Below are 18,322 nucleotides of genomic sequence, written 5' to 3' on the forward strand. Positions count from 1 at the left end.
TCGCCTAGCGGCGAAAAATGTTGACTTTCTCTAGTTATAAATACCCACTAAAGGAGCAATCTTTTAGTGGGTTTTAATTCACTCTTCAGCTACAATTTCAAAGAAATAACCATGAACAAAATAGTAATGATTTCTGGCAGTCGTTCCATCCAGGAATTGCCATCAGAGGCTCATACATCTCTCAATCGCATCATTGAACTAGGGTTTGAAGTCAGAGTCGGTGATGCGCCTGGAGTTGATAGCTTAGTTCAGCAATACTTGCGGTCTAAGAACTACGAGAAAGTTTTGGTTTACTATGCCTTGTTTAGCGGCAATGGCAAACCCAGAAATACTTCTGGTTATCCAGTTGTTGGTATTAGCGGAAACTATAGCGATCGCGATATCGAAATGTGTTCGCATTGTGACTACGGATTAGCCATTTGGGATGGACATAGTATTGGCACAGCAGTGAATATCAAACGAGTTAAGAAAACCAAAGTTATTATTGTTTAACAACTAACAACAGCAGCAAAACTAGCTCTGAATTATCATAAAATTCAGAGCTGATTTTTGATTAAACAATACTTATGACAACTTTTTTTGTCAATGACATAATCAGAGTTTTAGGTAAGTTCACATAACGAAAAATCAACCATTACAGCCATTCTTTTCTGAAATTCGGAACTATTGTTATAAGTCAGTTTTGATTTGAATGTTCCTCATACTCCCCCTCAAGCTAGCGCTTATTAGGATGCGAACGAATTAGCATTACTGTACACTAATGATTCAAACTTTACTAGAACGACCGCAGGAATTTAAACAAATTCCCTTTACTCTCAAGCCGCAGCAGCAGCAAGCACTCGACAATTTGAGAACATTTGCAAGCAGCACTTCCGCATTCTTCTTGCTTTGCGGTTATGCAGGCACTGGAAAAAGCACACTTATTTTCCTTATAATCAAAGAACTCTTGGCTCAAAGCAAGCGTATTGCCCTTACTGCACCTACTAACAAAGCCGTCGGTATCCTCAGAAAAATGGCAGCATCTCAAGGCATTTTCGGAGTAGATTTTATGACGATACACCAGCTTTTAGGCTTAGGCATGGTTCGCAAAGAACAAGAGAAAGTCTTAGAACAGACAAGCTGTTGTTACCTCCACCTCTATGATATCATTTTCCTCGATGAATGTTCGATGGTGGGAACTCAATTGTGGTCTTGGATTGAGCGCAGATTTGAACATACTCTCTTCAATCAGCGGAAATTAATTCTCATGGGCGACCCAGCGCAACTTAATCCTGTTGGAGAAAAGCGCTCGCCTGCTTTCAATATTGCCAATAAAGCTGTATTAACTCAAGTAGTTAGACAAGCTGGAGAAAGCCCCGTCCTTGATTTTATTACGGAATGTCGCTCATTTGTCAAGAGTAAAACAGATGTCTTTTTGCCACATCCGAATTACAACTCATTGGACAAATCTAACGGTGCATTCAAAGTTAAACCAGAAGCACTCATCCAATATGGAATGAAAATTTAATAACATAAGCAAGATATAATAAACAAATGAGTGAACATCAATGTACTTGATATTTCAAATTTATGGTCAAAACTTATCTTTAGTTGATGCTCACCCTATTTTATCGTTAATAATTTGTTGGTTAATTTCCTTTGTTTTCTCCAGGTAGATTCATGTATTACTCCTCTGAAATCACTGCTCAAATGCAGAAATTTTATCAATCTTTATCCGAAAAAGATCGACGAAGATATGCAGCAATAGAAGCCCAAAAAATTGGCGGTGGTGGAATTAGTTACATAGCGAGAATTTTGTCAGTAGATAGGAATACGATAGCCAAAGGCATTAAGGAATTAAAAAGTGAATCAGACACTACTTTTAATCAACACAGAATTCGTCAAAAAGGAGGAGGAAGAAAAACTAGCGATTCTCAGATACCTGGTTTGAATGAAACTTTTTTAGAAGTGTTAAAGAACTACACAGCAGGCTCTCCAATGAACGAACAGATTAAATGGACTAATCTTACTAAACAAGAAATAGTTGAAGGCCTAAAAAATCATGGCATAATAGTCAGCGTAACGGTGGTTCAGAAATTATTGAAAAAGCACGGATATGTGAAACGTCAAGCTCAAAAAAAACAAACAATAAAAATCACAAAGAATCGTAATGAACAATTTGAAAATCTTGCTAAAATTACTGAAGAGTATGAGTTACAGGGAAATCCTATCATTAGTATGGATACCAAAAAAAAGGAATTTATTGGAAATTTATATCGTTCAGGAACTCTGTATACTACTGAAACAGTTACCACATTAGACCATGATTTTTTCAGTTTGGCTGATGGCAAAGTAGTGCCACATGGAATTTATGATTTGCAACATAACCGAGGATATTTAAGCCTAGGTACAAGTAAAGATACGAGTGAATTTGCTTGTGAATCGATTAAATCATGGTGGATAAATTATGGAATCTTTCTCTACCCTCAAGCAGATTCAATTTTGATTAAATGTGATGGAGGTGGCAGTAATAATTCTAATCACTATATCTTTAAGTCAGATTTACAAAAATTAGTTAATGAGCTAAATATAGAAATCCGAATAGCACATTATCCTCCTTATACATCCAAGTACAATCCTATTGAACATCGCTTATTTCCTCATGTAACGAGAGCTTGTCAAGGAGTGATTTTTACCAGTGTTGAGTTAGTCAAAGAACTCATGGAAAAAACCCACACAAAAACTGGACTTTCTGTAGTAGTAAATGTACTCGATAAAGTTTATAAAACTGGTCGAAAAGTAGCTGAGGGATTTAAGGAGACAATGAAAATTATTTTTGATGAATATTTGCCAAAATGGAATTACCGTGCTGTTCCGACAATTGAGTAGATGGTGAAGTTATTAAATTTTCATTCCTATGCTATCAAAACCATCAAGCAAAAATTTGCCTCAAATCCTGATTGCTTTCGGATTTTGTGCTGGACAAACAAGCGAGTCAACTATTACAATCAGGCTGTTCGAGAACAACTTTATAGTCGAACAACTGCCCGATTTATATCTGGAGAAAGGTTAATTACTAAGAAACCAGTTCTGGCTCCTGATGGTAAGACTGTGATTTTAGCCACATCAACTGAATTTACCATACAGCAAGTTGAAATAAGTCAGCACTACGGCTACCGAGTATGGCTGTTGAAGATTATGACTGATGATGGTCTATTTCGGCAAATCTTTGTGCTGCATGAATCGGAAAGTAAGCGCTACCAAGCTGAATTGAAAGAGAAACTCAAAAGTGCCAAACGTAATGGATTTCTCTGGCAGAAGTATTACTGGTTTAAAGATGATGTATTTGCCGAAGTTGACAATTGCTTTGCCCTGACTATTCACAATTCTCAAGGTAGCACTTTTGATGAAGTTGGTTTGGACAGCAATGACATTTTGACTCGACTTTTGGTAGGCAAAGAAATGAGCAGCCAAGAGAAACTTAAAGAGTACCACCGTCTTTTATATGTTGGAACAAGCAGATGTCGCCAACGAATACTATTTGTCCCTCCTAATTCATTCAGAGTGCAACGAGTATTAGCTCAATTTTAGGGGAAGGGGAAGGGGAAGGAAAGATAAATTTTCGCTTTTTTGAGTTGAACTTTCTTCTCTCAGGACTTACGCACACGATGCCAGAAATCGGGTTTCTTCGTAGATATCTAGTTGAGAAAGCAACAATTTTTCAGAGAAATCCGGTTGATGAGCGTAAGTTCTGTTATCTCACTTATCAAAATCTAAATAATCAGTTTGCTTCAACTTGAACATAACGCGAGTTTACTGAACTTGTTCCACCCTTACCCCTCCCCTTCTCTTAACCTTCCCCTTCCCCTTCCCCTTCCCCTTCCTCACTGCTATCGCAGCGACCAATCAAATTCTTGACACCCGACTAATTATTATGGCAAAAACTCGACTTTCTGGAACACATTCTAAAGAGGAAGTAGTGGAGAGAACAGCTAAGAAAAAACGCTCAACTGTAACAGTCAGTAATTTGACTCCTACTACGAAGCCATCAGTCAAAAAAACAACTAAGCTTTCTTCTCCCCTACCCAAAACAACACAAATAGAAGAAGTAGCAGCGAACTACATCACAGACATTGGAACTTCTACACCTTCTGACACCCCAACAAATCCCACTCCAGAAAACCATCTCAATAATGAAATCACAGATTCTCCAACTCCGACATCTTCCCTATCGGCTGTTGAACTTGCCTGCAATTCAAGAGAATTCAACGATTATATACAAGCCCTGAAAGGCATCATTCCCAGCAATAGCAGCCATCCCATTTTGTCCAATATTTTGATTGAAGCTGATGCTGAAACTCAACATTTGCACCTGACTGCTTACAATTTAGAATTTGGAATGCAAGTGAGCTTTGGTGCGAATGTCAATCAATCTGGAAAGCTTACCCTCCCCGCACCCATACTTGCTGACATTTTGGGAAAATTTCCTAACGGCAGCCTTACCTTAAAAAGTTCTTCTGAAATTATTAAAGGAAGCGACGTTCCATCAGTCAGTGCCACTCTGAGTGCGTCAAGAAGCAAGCACGCCATTCGCGGGCTAGCTGCGGACGAATTTCCAGCTATCCCCAGCGTTAAACAAAAACTTGTAACGCTTCCTGCTAGCGTGTTAATTGCTGTACTCAAAGCTAGCTTATTTGCTGTCAGTGCGGAGGAAAACAAACGCATTTTAACTGGAGGGAATTTTCAACTCAGCCGCGACGCAGACAGAGGACTCGATCAACTGAGAGTTTGGACGACAGACGGGCATCGGGTAGCAATGGTTTTAGGATTGAACGAAAGCAGCAATTCCCACCTTTTGAGCAGTCAAATAATTAATTTTACTGTCCCTGCTAAGGTACTCCGGTTATTGGAGCGTTCTTTGAATTCTGCTGACAAAGTTACGATTTACTATGAAGGTTTGCCAGACCAACCTAGTAATTTTGTCGCATTCGAGTGGAATAATTGGCGGTTGACAACGAAGTTGCTCGAAGGGCAATATCCGGTTTGCGACCAAATTATCGCTCCCTACCGCCCTGAATTTAGCCATCAAGTGGTGGTTGAGAGGCTGAGCTTTTTAAAAGCCTTAGAGAGGTTAGCTTCTCACAGCGACAAGTCTCACCTAACAGCTATTTTAGAATTTGATTTAGATGCCCAACAAGTGCGAGCATCACTCAACAATACTCTCAGTTCAGGAACTGAAACAGTTGATGCTAAACTCTGGGGCTGTGAGTTTTGTCTCAAGTGCGACATCCGCTATTTGATTGATACAGTCAAAGCGATTTCCAGTTCTGATTTGCGGGTGTTAATGGCAACTCCTACCGCTCCCTTACTGATTGCACCGTTTGGAACGCCTGCGTCGGGTACAGAGGCTTTAGAGTGCGAATATATTGTCGCTCCGCAAGAATAATTGAAAGGTGGGAGTGGCATCTAAATTTGATGCCCTCTCCTGCACAAATTCGGAGCCTATTGCTGTATAATTTAGGAGGGTTTAAGTGGTTCTTTGCCACACTAATTTGTCTACAAACCTCACATATATTTTAATACTTTTTTGGGATTTAAGCAACGTTTTTGCTGGTAAATTAGTGATTTTTAATGTTTCTCTCCATTGGTTAAAATAAGCTCGCGACCGCCGACCCTGTTGCACCTTGAAAATTTCCAAAACCGCAAGTAAGCGAGGTGTAAATTGCCCCAGTCTTGCGCTCTGGAATCAGCTTCCACTCGCTCAAACCTTTTGCTTTCTATTTTTTCTTCATGCCGTGCTTTTTTGCTGTATCTCAGCAGCAGAGGGTTTAGCAATTTTTCCTTGCGGTAGTGTGTTCGGCGCGCCAGCGCTAACAACTGAGCCAGGACTTACGCAAAAAATACTTGCTAACACTATTAGTAGCGGTAAAATACACAATTTTTACACGACAGATAGAGCTTATACGTAAGTCCTATGAGTTTAACTTTAGGCACGGCTCCCCTATCGGGGAATAGTTACCAGAAGTATTCTAACCACTCAAAATGTACCAACCACTGCACCTCAAATACCGCCCCAAAAGCCTGCAAGAATTAGTGGGTCAAGACACAATCAAAACAACCTTGACCAATGCCATCACCTCCGACAAAATTGCTCAAGCTTACCTGTTTACTGGCCCCAGAGGAACAGGCAAAACCTCAACCGCTCGCATCCTTGCTAAATCCCTCAATTGTTTGAATAACAAAAAGCTAACCGCCACTCCTTGCGGGGAATGTTCAAGCTGCAAAACCATTGACTCCTGTTCAAGCTTAGACGTAACTGAAATCGATGCGGCCTCTCACAATGGCGTGGATGATGCCAGAGAATTAATACAACACAGCAACTTTGCGCCAGCGATGAGCCCTTACCGCATCTGGATTTTAGACGAGTGTCACCAACTCAGTACCAGCGCTCAAAATGCTCTCCTCAAATGCCTTGAAGAACCTCCGGCTCATGTGGTATTTATTCTCTGTACGACTGAAGCACATAAAGTCTTGCCAACAATTATCTCCCGCTGCCAAACTTTTAACTTCCGAGCCTTGTCAGTTGATGCTATTGTCGGACAATTGCACAAAATTAGCTCCGCTGAATCTATTGAGATCGCAAGTGAGGCCATGCGGGCGATCGCTCGCACCTGCGACGGAGGGTTAAGAGATGCCCTGCAATTACTTTCTCAGCTTTCACTGCTAAACTCAGAGATTACCCTAACTCAAGTTGCAGAAGTATCTGGCAGCATCAGCGAGCAAGACTCGATCGCCCTTCTCAAAGCCATTCATTCTGGCGATACCCTAAGCGTACTGCAATCTTCGAGAACGCTTATTGATAGTGGCAAAACCCCCAAACTAATTCTCAGTAGCTTGCTAGCAGCAATGAGAGATTTGCTCATTGTCAAATCAACGCGCCACTGCCAGAATTTAATTGCAGGGCCAGTAGGCTACTCACAACTGCGCTCGCTCGCTCTTCATCTCGACTTTGAAACAATTGATGCGGCTTGTACACAATTGCAAAAATCAGAATTTCAATTGAGAACTAGCACCAATGCTGCTACCTGGTTAGAAGTCTGCCTGCTGAACTTGATGCTGTCAAGCAAACCCGCTGCCCCCGAAACGCGGTTGCCGGCAACTTCCCAATCTAATCAGCCTGACAAATTTGATAAAAGTCCTCAAAAAATAGAGGCAGATTCTCCTGACTTTGAGACAACTTGGGCGCAAGTAGTAGCAGCAGCGAAACCAGGCAATCGTAGCCTCTTAAACCGCGCTCAAATTGCCGAACTTTCGGCTGATTCATGTGTGTTAGCAGTAGAAAGAAAATACGCGAACAAGTTTCAGAGTCACCTTGAATCCGTGCAGCGGATCGTTACTAAAGCTTTAGGCCGCTCTCTTACTGTAACTGTCAAACAACAGGAGGAGTTAGCAGCATGATTAGCATCCTAATTGGGAATGATACCTACGCAATTGAACGAGAAGTTGAAAATTTTAAGACTCAAACTCATCCTCTCTGGCGAGATTTCAACATCCACCGCAGAAATGCTTCTTCCCTGGATGCAGCCCTCTCTGCTGCTGCTTCAGTTCCTTTCGGCGGTGGAAACAAACTTATTGTCGTTGAAAATTGCGATTTCAAGCAATTTGGAGAAACGGGGCTAGAATTGCTGCAAATCTTGCCCCAATTACCCGCCACAACGCACTTAATCTTCACTGCTGCTGTCATCGACAAACGACTCAAGGTAGTCAAGCATTTGTTGCAGTTTGCTAAACTTAAGGAATTTACTCTCATTCCCCCTTGGCGTACCGATTTGATTGAAAGTGCGATCGCTGCTACTGCTAAACAGATGAATCTCTCAATTGCCAGAGATGCTGTCAGTTATCTAGCGGTAGCGATTGGTAACGATTCTGCTAGAAGAGTTAGTGAACTGGAGAAATTAGCCATTTATGCTGCGGGCGCTCGCATTACCAAAGAAGCTGCTAAAATCCTCGTTCCAGCTACCACAGCCAACTGTTTTCAACTGGCAGAAGCTCTTTTAAAAGGTCAAGCAGTGGCGGCAATTAAGGTGCTTGATGAATTGCTATCTCGGGCAGAGTTTTCTTTAGCAATTATTGCTACTCTTCAAACTCAGTTTAAAACTTGGCTGTGGGTAAAAGCTACTCTGGATTCCGGCGGCAAACTTTCTGATAGTGAAATTGCTAGTATGTGCGGAATTAGTAACCCCAAACGGCTGTATTTCCTCAAGCACGAGGTTAAGGAAGTATCTGCGAACTTCTTAAGTCGATCGCTCTCCATTTTGTTTGATTTAGAAATTGCCCTCAAAACCGGAGAAAAGTCTGATTCAATGTTGCCTGCTTTGCTCAGAATCACTCAACTCACTAAATAACAGAAAAGGCTGCCGAATTAAATTGGCAGCCTTTTACAGCGTATCCCAGATTTCTGGAGTGCAGTAGGGACACGGCATTGCCGTGTCCCTATGTGGATTTATCGATCCGGGATGTACTTCATCAACGTGGAATCTGCTGTATTAGTCCTATTTTTTTTGTTTTGGGGTAACGTTCGCCACTCTAACATTCTTCCTTTCCTTCTGCTATATTTTTATGGATTTAATCCCAAACTTAACCTCACTTATTGCCGGACTTCTTTGCAAAATTTTAATGCTTGACGTGCTGTATCCTTATCAGCAGAAGCCCCTGGATAACGATAAGCAACCGCAAAAGCAGTTAACGCTAAAAGTTTCTGGCGAAAAATATCATAATTAGGTTCAACAGGTAAAAGTAAATCCAATAAAAATGTCAAATTATGAGTTTTACTAAAACTAATTCCCGCTTCTTGTAAACGCCCTTTTAGATATTTCTCAACACATTGTTGAGCGTGAAAACACGCCGCATCATAGTTGGGAGATTTCCTCGCTCGTAATTCCCGCAAAGCCGTAGTAAAATCCCCTTCAGCTTTATCAACCCATTCAACTGTTAGCGGATTCATAAATCACCTTTCCTTTTTCTATAATTTCTCGTAAAAAACAATCATTCCAGGCTAGGCGTTGCTCAATCTCTACAGGAGTTCGCACTAACAAATCTATGGCAAACTTTGGTTGAACTTTATTTAAAATTTCCCAAGTTTTACGAAAATTGCTCCCCTTGTATGGCAAAATCACTAGCAGATCTACATCCGAGTCATTTTGAGGATTTCCATAAGCATAGGAGCCAAATAAAATAATTTTTTTTGGCTGAAATTCATTAGCAATAGCCTGACTTAATTGCATGATTTTCTCCCTTTCTATCATACTCAATCAAGGCTCCTTTATTAATTTTTTTGTAATTCAGACCAGTCTCAAATAGGAATAAATTGCATTTTTTTTAATCAATTAAATTTATTCTAGCATAATTGTAAAGTCTGTCAAGATCATCCCAAGTCTCAAAGATTGTAATTCCTACCAAAAGCAGTCCGACTCCCAGTTGGTTTTTTTGGAATTTCTTCTCTCGTTCTTTTTCCTACCTATCGGTAGTAAAAGAGAAAAGATTCATTCTTAGAGTGACCAATGCCTCCCAATTATATCAACCTTCTTTCCCAGCTAATAGCCAGACATGATTTTCACCAAAATAACTTCCCAGAAGCAAGCCACTTGCAGCCAACTGCAACAGCCGATTTGTGTGAGTTTTTAGGCGAAGAGGTTATTTATCAGACAATCGCGCCTGCTATAACTCCTAAGCTCTACAAAATTCCTCAAGACTTGCCGCCTTCAATAATTTCTGCTTTGCACCGCCAAGGCATTCAACAGCTTTATTCGCACCAAATTAAAACACTCAAAGCCGTGCGCCAGGGCAAAGATGTCATCCTCAGCACAGCAACAGCTTCTGGCAAATCTTTAAGTGCGTACTTGCCTATTTTAGAGGGCATTCTCCAACATCAATTTACTGCACTCTCTATTTATGGCTTGAAAGCTTTAACAGCCGACCAAAGTCAAAAACTTGCCGATTTGCTCCAACTGATTCCTGAGCCTGCGCGCCCGCGCCTTGCCCTTCTAACTGGAGATACTCCCCCCAAAACCCGAGAACAATTATTAGCTGCAAATCCTAGCATAATCAGCGCAACACCAGAGTTAATTCACTATGCGCTGAAAGGCGTTCACTGGAGTCAGCCTTGGCAGCATTTTTTAAGTCGCCTCCGCTATATTGTCCTAGATGAAGCTCACACTTTTAACGGAGTTTACGGAGCTAACATCGCTGGCTTAATTCGCCGATTAAAATTGGCAGTAGACGAGCGCGGAGGTTGTTCTCAAAAACTGCAATTCCTGATGTTGAGTGCTACCGTTGGCAATCCAGTTAAATTAGCGAAGTTACTATCTGGTAGAAGTCGAAAGCGAAATATCAATAAACCCGAGCGGTTAGTTTGGATTAACTCTAGCGGAGCTGCTGTCCCAGAACGGCAATTAATTGTTACTAAACCGACTCATGATGCTAATTCCGATGTTGCTCGCATCATTATGTTTTTGTTGCAGCAAGGGCAAAGCGGAATTTGCTTCGGTAACGGCCGACAAGCAATTAAGAACTTGTGGGCAACTTTTAAGCAAGAAGCTGTAACTCAAACTAACTGTGGAATTGAGTTGCAAGTAGCAATTTTCTACGGCAGTTTAACAAGCGAGCGCCGCATGGAAATTATTAACTCTTTGCAGTCAGGAACAGTTAAGTGTATCCTCAGCACTAGCGCTCTCGAAGCAGGAATTGATTTGCCTCAACTTGACTTTGCTATTATTAGGGGATGGCCGGGAAGCTTGCAAGCTTTTAGGCAGAGGGCTGGCCGGGCCGGTCGCGCAAACTCCGGTTTAATTGTCTTCATTCCTATTGCACAATCGCCTTTGGATAACTATTTTGCCGATCGCCCTGAATTGTTAGTGTCAGCCGAATCTGAATTGGTGAGCTTTAATGCCAATTATCCCATAGATATTGCCAAACATTTGATGTGCGCGGCTGTCGAAACAGGCATTCCTGTCAGTAAGCTCAAGCACTACTTTGGCAAGAGCGCTCATATAATTGCAACGGCTTTAATTGAGCAAGGTGTTCTTCACAGAAGCCGGGATAAATTATGGGCTAAGAGCTTTCCCCATAAAGATGTAAACTTTCGAGGGGGAACGGGTTCTAGCACGATACAACTGGTGGATGCGGAGACTCAAGAAGAGATTGAAGTCCTCAGTGCGGAGATTGCTTATCGAGAGGTATTTCCTGGTGCTATTTACCGCACGCAAAACTCAGACGGCTGTTTGGTGACTTATACTTCGCGCTCGCTCTTGAATGGCAAAGCTATTTTGCAAAACACCCCTGAAACTCGACTGTTTACTGTAGCGATTAGCCACACTGATACCAGCCTCAAACAGAATTTGAGCTTGCCTCAACAAATCCCGTTGGTCATTCCAGAAGTTGAAGGAAATGTTCAAACCAATTCAACGGATAGTAAGGCAATTCCAGCTCAAGCTATTCTGGAACTGGTTTGGGGAGAAATTAGCCAACTCGTCACTGGTTATCAATTATTAACTCGCAATTACGAGTTAACTTGTCTCAATAGAAAGTGTGTCAATTACAAAGAGCATTTACCAAAATGTACTGCCTGTCCTGTTTGTGGCAAGAGAACTCGCTCTGCTGAGCTAACATCGGTTCTTAATGAGGTAAACTTTGAGCAACCTTACGAAATCAAATTTGCGACTCCTGTACTGCAAATTAGTTTTAATTCCCCGATTGAATGTTACCTGCAACAGGTAGTAACAGCTACTCGCCAGGAATTGCTTCAATCTCAACAGGAGATGGAGCCCGGATATCAGCAGTTGTGGGAGTACCCCGCGAATTTGTTGGCTATTCACAGTTTCGGCCATCAAATTTTAGCAGCTTTACCTCTGACTATTTTGGCTTCACCTAATGATGTGAATTTTCTAGTAGAGAAGAGAGGTGCAAATGACTATGCAGGACTCTTTTACGATTTAGCAGAAGGGGGTTCGGGAACCTCGGAAGCTATTTTTCGTTCTCTCCCTCAATTAGCTCATGCGGCTGCTGAGTTAGCCCGCAGTTGTTCTTGCAGTTCTGGCTGTCCTAAATGTTTGATTCAGTCGGGATGCCCTGATGGTAACAAAGCTTTACTCAAGCAGGTGGGGCTGCTGCTGTGCGAAGCATTTTCTACTCCTCAAATATCAAAATAATTGGTGGAATAGACGGCTGAGAAAGGGGAATGGGGAGAGAGAAATAGGGAAGAGGGGAGTGGGGAATAGAGTGTAGCTTTTTTGTTTGAAAAAAGCTACACTGTATTCCCAATTTTTTTTACTGTTTTTATTAAACAAGACGCTGCTTGCATCAACATAGAATTGTGCGAACCGCTACTGCGGTTTTTAGGGGTGCATTTTTCAGACTTGCACTCATGAAAAACAAGCTTGTCTTGCCAATCATTGACTCCAAAACTAGAGAGTCAATGCTGTTACATTTCAGAAATCAACCCTATAAACCAAAGAAAAAACAAGCTTTAATCCCCAACCTCAAACGAGATTTAAAGCCGGGCTGGCTTTTAACAATTCTCGCACAAATAGACCGATGTTTGTGGGGAAGGTGGGATTATTGGGCTTTGTGTCAAGCTGTCCCTAGTCATGCCTGGATGCGGTGGAAGATGGAGCCAATGCTAGCCATTCTGGAGAACAGAAAACCCGAAAAGTTACCCACATTTGTAATTGAGGAAACTTTGCCAGCAGAACCGATTCCGCAAATTGAATGGCAGCATTCTCCTACCGCAGAAGCCATGCTAGATAACACTCTCAATTGCATTCCTCAACATGGAGAATGGAAAACTTGGTCAGCTTGGGACTATTTGGAGTTTTTCTTGGACTGGGTTTTGTTCGCATTCGGACATCCAGCTTACAAGATTTTACCCAAAGAACCCGCCGGCTGTGAAGGTGCATCCATGCGTCTCTATCAGATGTTTGACCTGTCAATTCTCATGCTATATCCTGAAGATTATATGGGCAGACTGCTACCCCAAATTTGTGGAAAGACTGCTCAAAAAAGTTCAGGATTTTATCCGACACCCTTAGCTTTGTGCCAGTTGATATCTAAGTTGGTCAGTGGTGATAAAACAGAGCGAATTTCCAGCTTCAATGAACCTGCGTGCGGTACGGGTGCTTTAATGTTAACACAGTCGAATTACTGTCTGAGCGGTATCGGTCAAGATATAGACCCTACTCTGTTAAAATGCGCTTTGTTCCAATTTTATATGTTTGCACCTTGGCTGGCTGTTCCGATTTGGTGGTTGGGTCAAACTGACTTGCTCCTTGGCAATACTTTAAGTAGCGATCGACCTCAATCAATGAACGCCACTTATTGGTACAATGAGTGGTTTGAGCCTGTCGAGTCCCCGGCTGAAAATCATACTGATTGTCCAGTCGAACATGAAATAAATTCAGGAGAAAGCTCAGAAGTTATTGACTTGAATGATCAGACATCAATTCACTCAAATCCATTAGTTCAAGAAGTTGTTAAGGGCAAACGCCGACCCAGAAACATGACGACATCGCCTCACCAATTTACGCTGTTTAATTTAGACGAGTTCTAGCTCAATACCTACCTATCGAACGATTGTTGTGGTGCAGGTGAAGAGTTGAGTAAATCGCATTTAAGGTTTTTTTCACTGTTAGCAACCAAGCTACCGATATTGCTGGCAAGCTATCACGCATGAGTTCGTAATTCGGAAAGCAACAAGCCGAAGAAAGCGCCGTCAGACACTCAGTTGCGAGCGCGACTACACAACCAATTTAGGGTGCATAAACGTCAGAACCACTAATTTATCAATGTCTATGCACCCTAAACGCCGGTAATTTAGGGTGCATGGATGCCAGAACCACTAATTTATCAATGTCTATGCACCCTAAACGCCGATAATTTAGGGTGCATGGATGCCAGAACCATTAATCTATCAATGTCTATGCACCCTAAAAACTTAAGGCTTGAGCTTGCCCAGATAGAACGAATGATGCTTGCCGCCTTTACGAAATCTCAAGTAGGCATAAGGGCCGCATCCTTTGATTGTCTTGGATTCGATGTATCCCGTACTACCGCGCGCACCAGTAGCAGCCATTTTTTCTTCTCGTTTTTCTTCCCAGTCTGAGTCGGCTTCCAACTCCGACAACCTTTTCTCTTCAGCGTCAATTAGCACCTCAATTGCATCCTTCAGGTACTTGAGCTCTTCCAGCTTAAGTTGATAGCAATCCTGCAACACGCTGTGCAGCGTTGCAATTTTCACGGAACAACTGCGCTTTTTGGGCATAACCAGTCAAATTTATGGGGCAAAAGCGATAGCATACTCTGCAAATCTTGAGTCATTGCACCCTAAACTGATAGAGCACAAGCGAGCTGAAGTTTCCACCCAAACCTCGTGTCTTGTACAATTTCTAGTATAGGCTTACCGCTTGTTAAAACTGTAGCACAGATATAAGGTCGAGTATGGGACGGAAACAGAGATCGCCTTCAGGCATTGTTTTTCGGGCACGAGTTGCACAACAGACACCAGAAAAACTTGAAAAGCTTGCAGCTTCGATGGGTCACTTGTACGGAGGCAAGGGAAAACCCGGTGCCCTACTAGATATGCTGGCATCTGGAGATTTGGTTCTCGTACCCAAAACCGCAACAGATGTCATCAAATCTGTGGCACAGTTTTTAGAAGAAACCGAGCAGCCAACCGTCAAATTGGATCTTTTGCAGGGGGACGGTAGTCAAACAATTCCTGCGGGATCACAGCAAATCTAGACCAATCTGTTCCTGATGGTGGTAAAGCAGATGTGGCTATAAACTTTTAATCCTATTGTGCGCTCTCGGACTTTTTCTGTGGCGATCGCCACTATTGCTCAGCCTTTTATGCTCTGAGCAATGTATCTTCTTACTCTGTCCAACCTCAATCAAACTGTCCAGCCTAACAAACTACAAAAACCATCTTTAGTTCCCAACTATCTCCAACAACATTTGCAACTACTTGTCAAGCAAATTTTAATGGGATTACCTGTTGAGCCAATTCTCAATAGTAATCCCCAGTTGCAGCAGTGGATTAACGAACTTAAAGAACTATCGCCCACACTATTTTTACCGCAGCGAAAACTGTTTATTGACATTCCAATTCAAGCAAAGCTACACCTAAGAAAGCAGGGAGAAACAGTAAAACACTCTTCCCCTTCATTTAAAGTAATACAAGTTCCCGCAAATGTTGGTTTTGTCAAAGAACGACCAAAGCTATTTGAGTGGGCGATTCGGCATCCTGTAATGACTTGGGAAGACCGGGTAAAGTTATGGGTAGCTGCTCAATTCTTTAAGATAGAGCCGGAAAAGCTGCAACTAATTGTTTTGGCGTTGCATCCAAATCAACCTGCACAAAAAGTTAAATTTGTCTGGGACACTAAGCAACATCGACAAACCAGAAATTGGTTGCAAACTCAAATTCATTCTCAAACAATCAGTGAATTTATTAGTTTCGGTTATGCTTTAGGGGCAAAACCAGAGTCAATAGCAACTGCTATTAATTTCGATGAAATCGATGAAGTTACGCTTTAACTCGTTCAATGATTAGAAACTGACAATTATGCTATAGCAATCATAAGTGATTTTCTATATCTGTAAAATCTGAAAGTCTTGCTATACAAGAAGTCTAGGAAGACAAGAGGGTGTTATGTTGTGAGACTCAGATCGGATTGCTATAAAGCTAAGGCAAGCCTTGGCGATCGCGTTGAAAGAGAAGCAATAGTTGGCGTAAGATCGATGCAAGGCAAGGGCGATCGTGTGTGGCGATCGCTGAAATCGTCTTATAACTGTTGTGAGAAGAGTGGGTAAATTAGTGAGGCGATCGCAAATGGCGCTTTAGTCAAGATACCCCTGCCTTACCCATGTCAAGGATACCTAGCAAAAATTCGGCTAGTTCAGCAAAGCGATCGGGGTTATTTTCAAGCAACCATTCTGTAAGCATTCTTGAGTCTTTGGTTTTCCTAAACTCGACCCGCGCTTCCGATAACTCAGCAAATAGCTTATAAAGCAGTTTTGCTGCGTTAATATTTTCGTCAACCCATTGGGAGTCCGATAGATTCTTTGGAGGGCGATCGCCAATATGGTTCTGGCACTTAAGCAGCGAAGGGTAGATGACAGGTTTAGCAACGGGGCGTATGAAACTGAGGATGTTCTACTGATAGGGTCATTGATAGGGAGGTGGACTTCAAGGGAGACTAGCTCAACTATAGTTAATGTACCTCCTCCCTACGACTCTCAAACCAAAGACAGACTAGCAGTATTAAAAATCTTCCCAACAGATGAGGACACTACTAGCTTACAAGTTCAACAATTTAGGAACGAGCTAAAGCTTTCTGTCAAATTTCGGCAGAAAGTTCGCCTCCTACCTTTAATCTGGAGAAAAAAATGATCGCTGGAGTAAAAGCAACCAAACCATCAACCATCCTAATTGTCGAAGACGATCCCATGATGCAATTGGGACTATCACGACTCCTAGCAACAGAACCTCAATTTACTATTGTCGGGCAGGTAGAAGATGGCAATTCAGCAATAGATGTAGCTTCCAAGCTAAAACCCGATATTATCCTCATGGATATTGGCTTACCTGATATCGACGGCATTGCTGCTGCCAGTCAAATAAAAGCATTGCTACCCCATACCCGCATCCTCATGCTAACTTCACACACCAGTGATACAGAAGTATTGGCTTCCTTATCTTGTGGAACAGAGGGTTATTGCATTAAAGGGACTAGCACAGAACAGCTATTAACAGCCATCAATGCTGTCCGAGAAGGTAGCACCTACCTAGACGCTAAAATTGCCACTTGTGTCATTCAAAATCTCAGAAAACCCACAACCAACTGCGAAGAATCCCTGTTTACCGCGCGAGAATTGACGGTATTAAAACTAATGGCAGAGGGCAAAAGCAATAAAGATATCGGTTATCAACTGCACTTAAGCCCTAATACTATCAAAGGTTACATTAAAGCGATTTTCAACAAAATGGAGACTAACGATCGCGTACAAGCTGCGGTTATTGCCCTGCGTAGTGGTCTGGTTTAAACACTGGCAAAGTGAACCAAAAAGTAGTACCCTTACCTAGCTCACTCTCTACACCAATTTCTCCACCATGCGCCTCGACTATTTGCTTCGAGATGTAAAGCCCTAAGCCAACCCCAGCAGTACGCTTAACACCACTACCTCGCACGTACAATTCAAACAATGAAGCACACTGCTCTGATTTTATTCCCACCCCATTATCTCTCACCGTGCAGCGTAGATAAGAGGCCTCTGGCTCCAGCGATGCACCTAATGTTAACGTAAATCCAATTGGATTGTATTTGAGAGCATTGCCAATCAAATTTTCAAAGACTCGCCTGAGCTGAGCGGAATCGGCATTAACTAAAGGTAAATCAGGAGTAAATTGATAATTGAGGACAACTTGGCGTTTTGCCAACATTAATTCCCACTCTAAGAAAATGCTGCGTGTCAAACTGTAGAGATCCATTGGCTGTAACTCCAAAGGGACACCTACAATATCACCCTGCTGCATTTCAATCAGAGAATTAATCAGTTTGATTTGGCGCGAACAGCTTTGCAGGATACTTTCTAAACTTGACTTATCAATAACAACTTCATTTTCTCCTACCACTTTCTTCGGTTCAACTGACTGCTCTTTGAGGAAACATTGCAAAATAATTGACATTCCTGTAATGGGATTTCGCAAGTCGTGGGAAACAGCGTGCATAAAAACTTTCAAACCCATTTCAGCCTGTTGTCTTTCCTGAATTTCCTGAGCGAGTTGGCTATTTTGTGTAACCAGTTGTTTGTTAGCACAAAGAAGTTGCTGCTGCAATCGGCTCATTTTTAGCTGAGCTTCCACTCGTACCAGCACTTCCATCGGCTCAAAGGGTTTAATAATGTAGTCAGCGCCACCTGTTTCAAACCCTTTTACTTTGTCAAAAATATCATCCAAAGCACTAATAAAAATAATCGGAATTTCTGCCGTATTCTCTTGTGCTTTTAAGTGACGGCAGACTTCATAGCCATCCATCCCTGGCATTTTTACGTCCAACAAAATCAAGTCGGGAGGCTGGAGGCTCACTGCTTTTAACGCTCGCTCTCCACTAATGACTTTCCTGACTTTGTAGCCACTTTCAACCAGCACTTTAGACAGTAAGTGAATGTTGTCACGGCTGTCATCTACAATCAAAATATCAGCTTTTATTTGCATAATTTAAGAGGGGGAGGGGGAAGGGGAAGGGGAAAGGGGGAGAAAGGGAACGGAGGGGATTAGAGGTTTACTTCC

The 18,322-nt window shown here is 42.1% G+C and carries 16 protein-coding genes; 12 read left to right on the forward strand and 4 right to left on the reverse strand.

Going from position 1 to position 18,322, the window contains the following annotated elements; genetic code table 11:
- Positions 1-111: 111 nt before the first annotated feature.
- The 7 genes from QUA56_RS16200 (at position 112) to holA (ending at position 8,384) form a co-directional block, all read left to right on the forward strand.
- Entirely contained in the window at positions 112-492 is a 381-nt protein-coding gene (locus QUA56_RS16200) for a hypothetical protein (protein WP_333359307.1), read from the forward strand.
- A 268-nt stretch (positions 493-760) separates the two neighbouring features.
- Positions 761-1,507 carry an AAA family ATPase gene (locus QUA56_RS16205; protein WP_333359309.1) on the forward strand — a complete coding sequence of 249 codons (747 nt, stop codon included), beginning with the start codon at positions 761-763 and terminating at the stop codon, positions 1,505-1,507.
- A 152-nt stretch (positions 1,508-1,659) separates the two neighbouring features.
- On the forward strand, positions 1,660-2,868 hold the full coding sequence (locus tag QUA56_RS16210) for an ISAzo13 family transposase (protein ID WP_333359311.1): 1,209 nt from the start codon (positions 1,660-1,662) through the stop codon (positions 2,866-2,868).
- Positions 2,869-3,570, forward strand: coding sequence for a hypothetical protein (locus QUA56_RS16215; protein WP_333359313.1), 702 nt, complete (start codon positions 2,869-2,871; stop codon positions 3,568-3,570).
- Positions 3,571-3,913: 343 nt separating this feature from the next.
- Positions 3,914-5,425, forward strand: a complete 1,512-nt coding sequence (dnaN, locus tag QUA56_RS16220; RefSeq protein ID WP_333359315.1) for a DNA polymerase III subunit beta — start codon at positions 3,914-3,916, stop codon at positions 5,423-5,425.
- A 596-nt stretch (positions 5,426-6,021) separates the two neighbouring features.
- Positions 6,022-7,437 (forward strand): DNA polymerase III subunit gamma/tau, encoded by a 1,416-nt coding sequence (dnaX, locus tag QUA56_RS16225; RefSeq protein WP_333359318.1) that lies wholly within the window; start codon positions 6,022-6,024, stop codon positions 7,435-7,437.
- On the forward strand, positions 7,434-8,384 hold the full coding sequence (gene holA / locus QUA56_RS16230; protein ID WP_333359320.1) for a DNA polymerase III subunit delta: 951 nt from the start codon (positions 7,434-7,436) through the stop codon (positions 8,382-8,384). The genes dnaX and holA overlap by 4 nt, the downstream gene beginning before the upstream one ends.
- Before the next feature lie 242 nt (positions 8,385-8,626).
- Here the strand turns inward: holA and QUA56_RS16235 are convergent, their stop codons facing one another.
- Complete coding sequence (locus QUA56_RS16235) at positions 8,627-8,983, reverse strand: HEPN domain-containing protein (protein WP_333359322.1); 357 nt, start codon at positions 8,981-8,983, stop codon at positions 8,627-8,629.
- On the reverse strand, positions 8,964-9,263 hold the full coding sequence (locus tag QUA56_RS16240) for a nucleotidyltransferase domain-containing protein (RefSeq protein ID WP_333359324.1): 300 nt from the start codon (positions 9,261-9,263) through the stop codon (positions 8,964-8,966). Before QUA56_RS16240 ends, QUA56_RS16235 begins: the two co-directional genes overlap by 20 nt.
- A 276-nt stretch (positions 9,264-9,539) precedes the next feature.
- On the opposite strand from QUA56_RS16240, the gene QUA56_RS16245 reads away from it, so the two are divergent.
- On the forward strand, positions 9,540-12,185 hold the full coding sequence (locus tag QUA56_RS16245) for a DEAD/DEAH box helicase (RefSeq protein WP_333359326.1): 2,646 nt from the start codon (positions 9,540-9,542) through the stop codon (positions 12,183-12,185).
- A gap of 215 nt (positions 12,186-12,400) precedes the next feature.
- Positions 12,401-13,582, forward strand: a complete 1,182-nt coding sequence (locus QUA56_RS16250; RefSeq protein ID WP_333359328.1) for a hypothetical protein — start codon at positions 12,401-12,403, stop codon at positions 13,580-13,582.
- 384 nt (positions 13,583-13,966) lie between these two features.
- On the opposite strand, the gene QUA56_RS16255 is transcribed toward QUA56_RS16250, so the two are convergent.
- Positions 13,967-14,293, reverse strand: a complete 327-nt coding sequence (locus QUA56_RS16255; protein WP_333359330.1) for a hypothetical protein — start codon at positions 14,291-14,293, stop codon at positions 13,967-13,969.
- Positions 14,294-14,469: 176 nt separating this feature from the next.
- Between QUA56_RS16255 and QUA56_RS16260 the strand changes: the two genes are divergently transcribed.
- From QUA56_RS16260 to QUA56_RS16270, 3 genes are all read left to right on the forward strand, one after another.
- Positions 14,470-14,772 carry a hypothetical protein gene (locus tag QUA56_RS16260; RefSeq protein ID WP_333304952.1) on the forward strand — a complete coding sequence of 101 codons (303 nt, stop codon included), beginning with the start codon at positions 14,470-14,472 and terminating at the stop codon, positions 14,770-14,772.
- Between the two features lie 120 nt (positions 14,773-14,892).
- Complete coding sequence (locus QUA56_RS16265) at positions 14,893-15,567, forward strand: hypothetical protein (RefSeq protein WP_333359332.1); 675 nt, start codon at positions 14,893-14,895, stop codon at positions 15,565-15,567.
- Between the two features lie 852 nt (positions 15,568-16,419).
- The gene (locus QUA56_RS16270; protein ID WP_333204906.1) at positions 16,420-17,076 is read left to right on the forward strand and encodes a response regulator transcription factor; all 657 of its coding nucleotides are present in this window, start codon (positions 16,420-16,422) and stop codon (positions 17,074-17,076) included.
- On the opposite strand, the gene QUA56_RS16275 is transcribed toward QUA56_RS16270, so the two are convergent.
- Positions 17,048-18,247, reverse strand: a complete 1,200-nt coding sequence (locus QUA56_RS16275) for a hybrid sensor histidine kinase/response regulator (protein WP_333359334.1) — start codon at positions 18,245-18,247, stop codon at positions 17,048-17,050. The two genes, QUA56_RS16270 and QUA56_RS16275, sit on opposite strands and share 29 nt — an antisense overlap.
- Positions 18,248-18,322: the final 75 nt, after the last annotated feature.

The organism is Microcoleus sp. N3A4 (assembly GCF_036701805.1).
Classification (GTDB): domain Bacteria; phylum Cyanobacteriota; class Cyanobacteriia; order Cyanobacteriales; family Microcoleaceae; genus Microcoleus.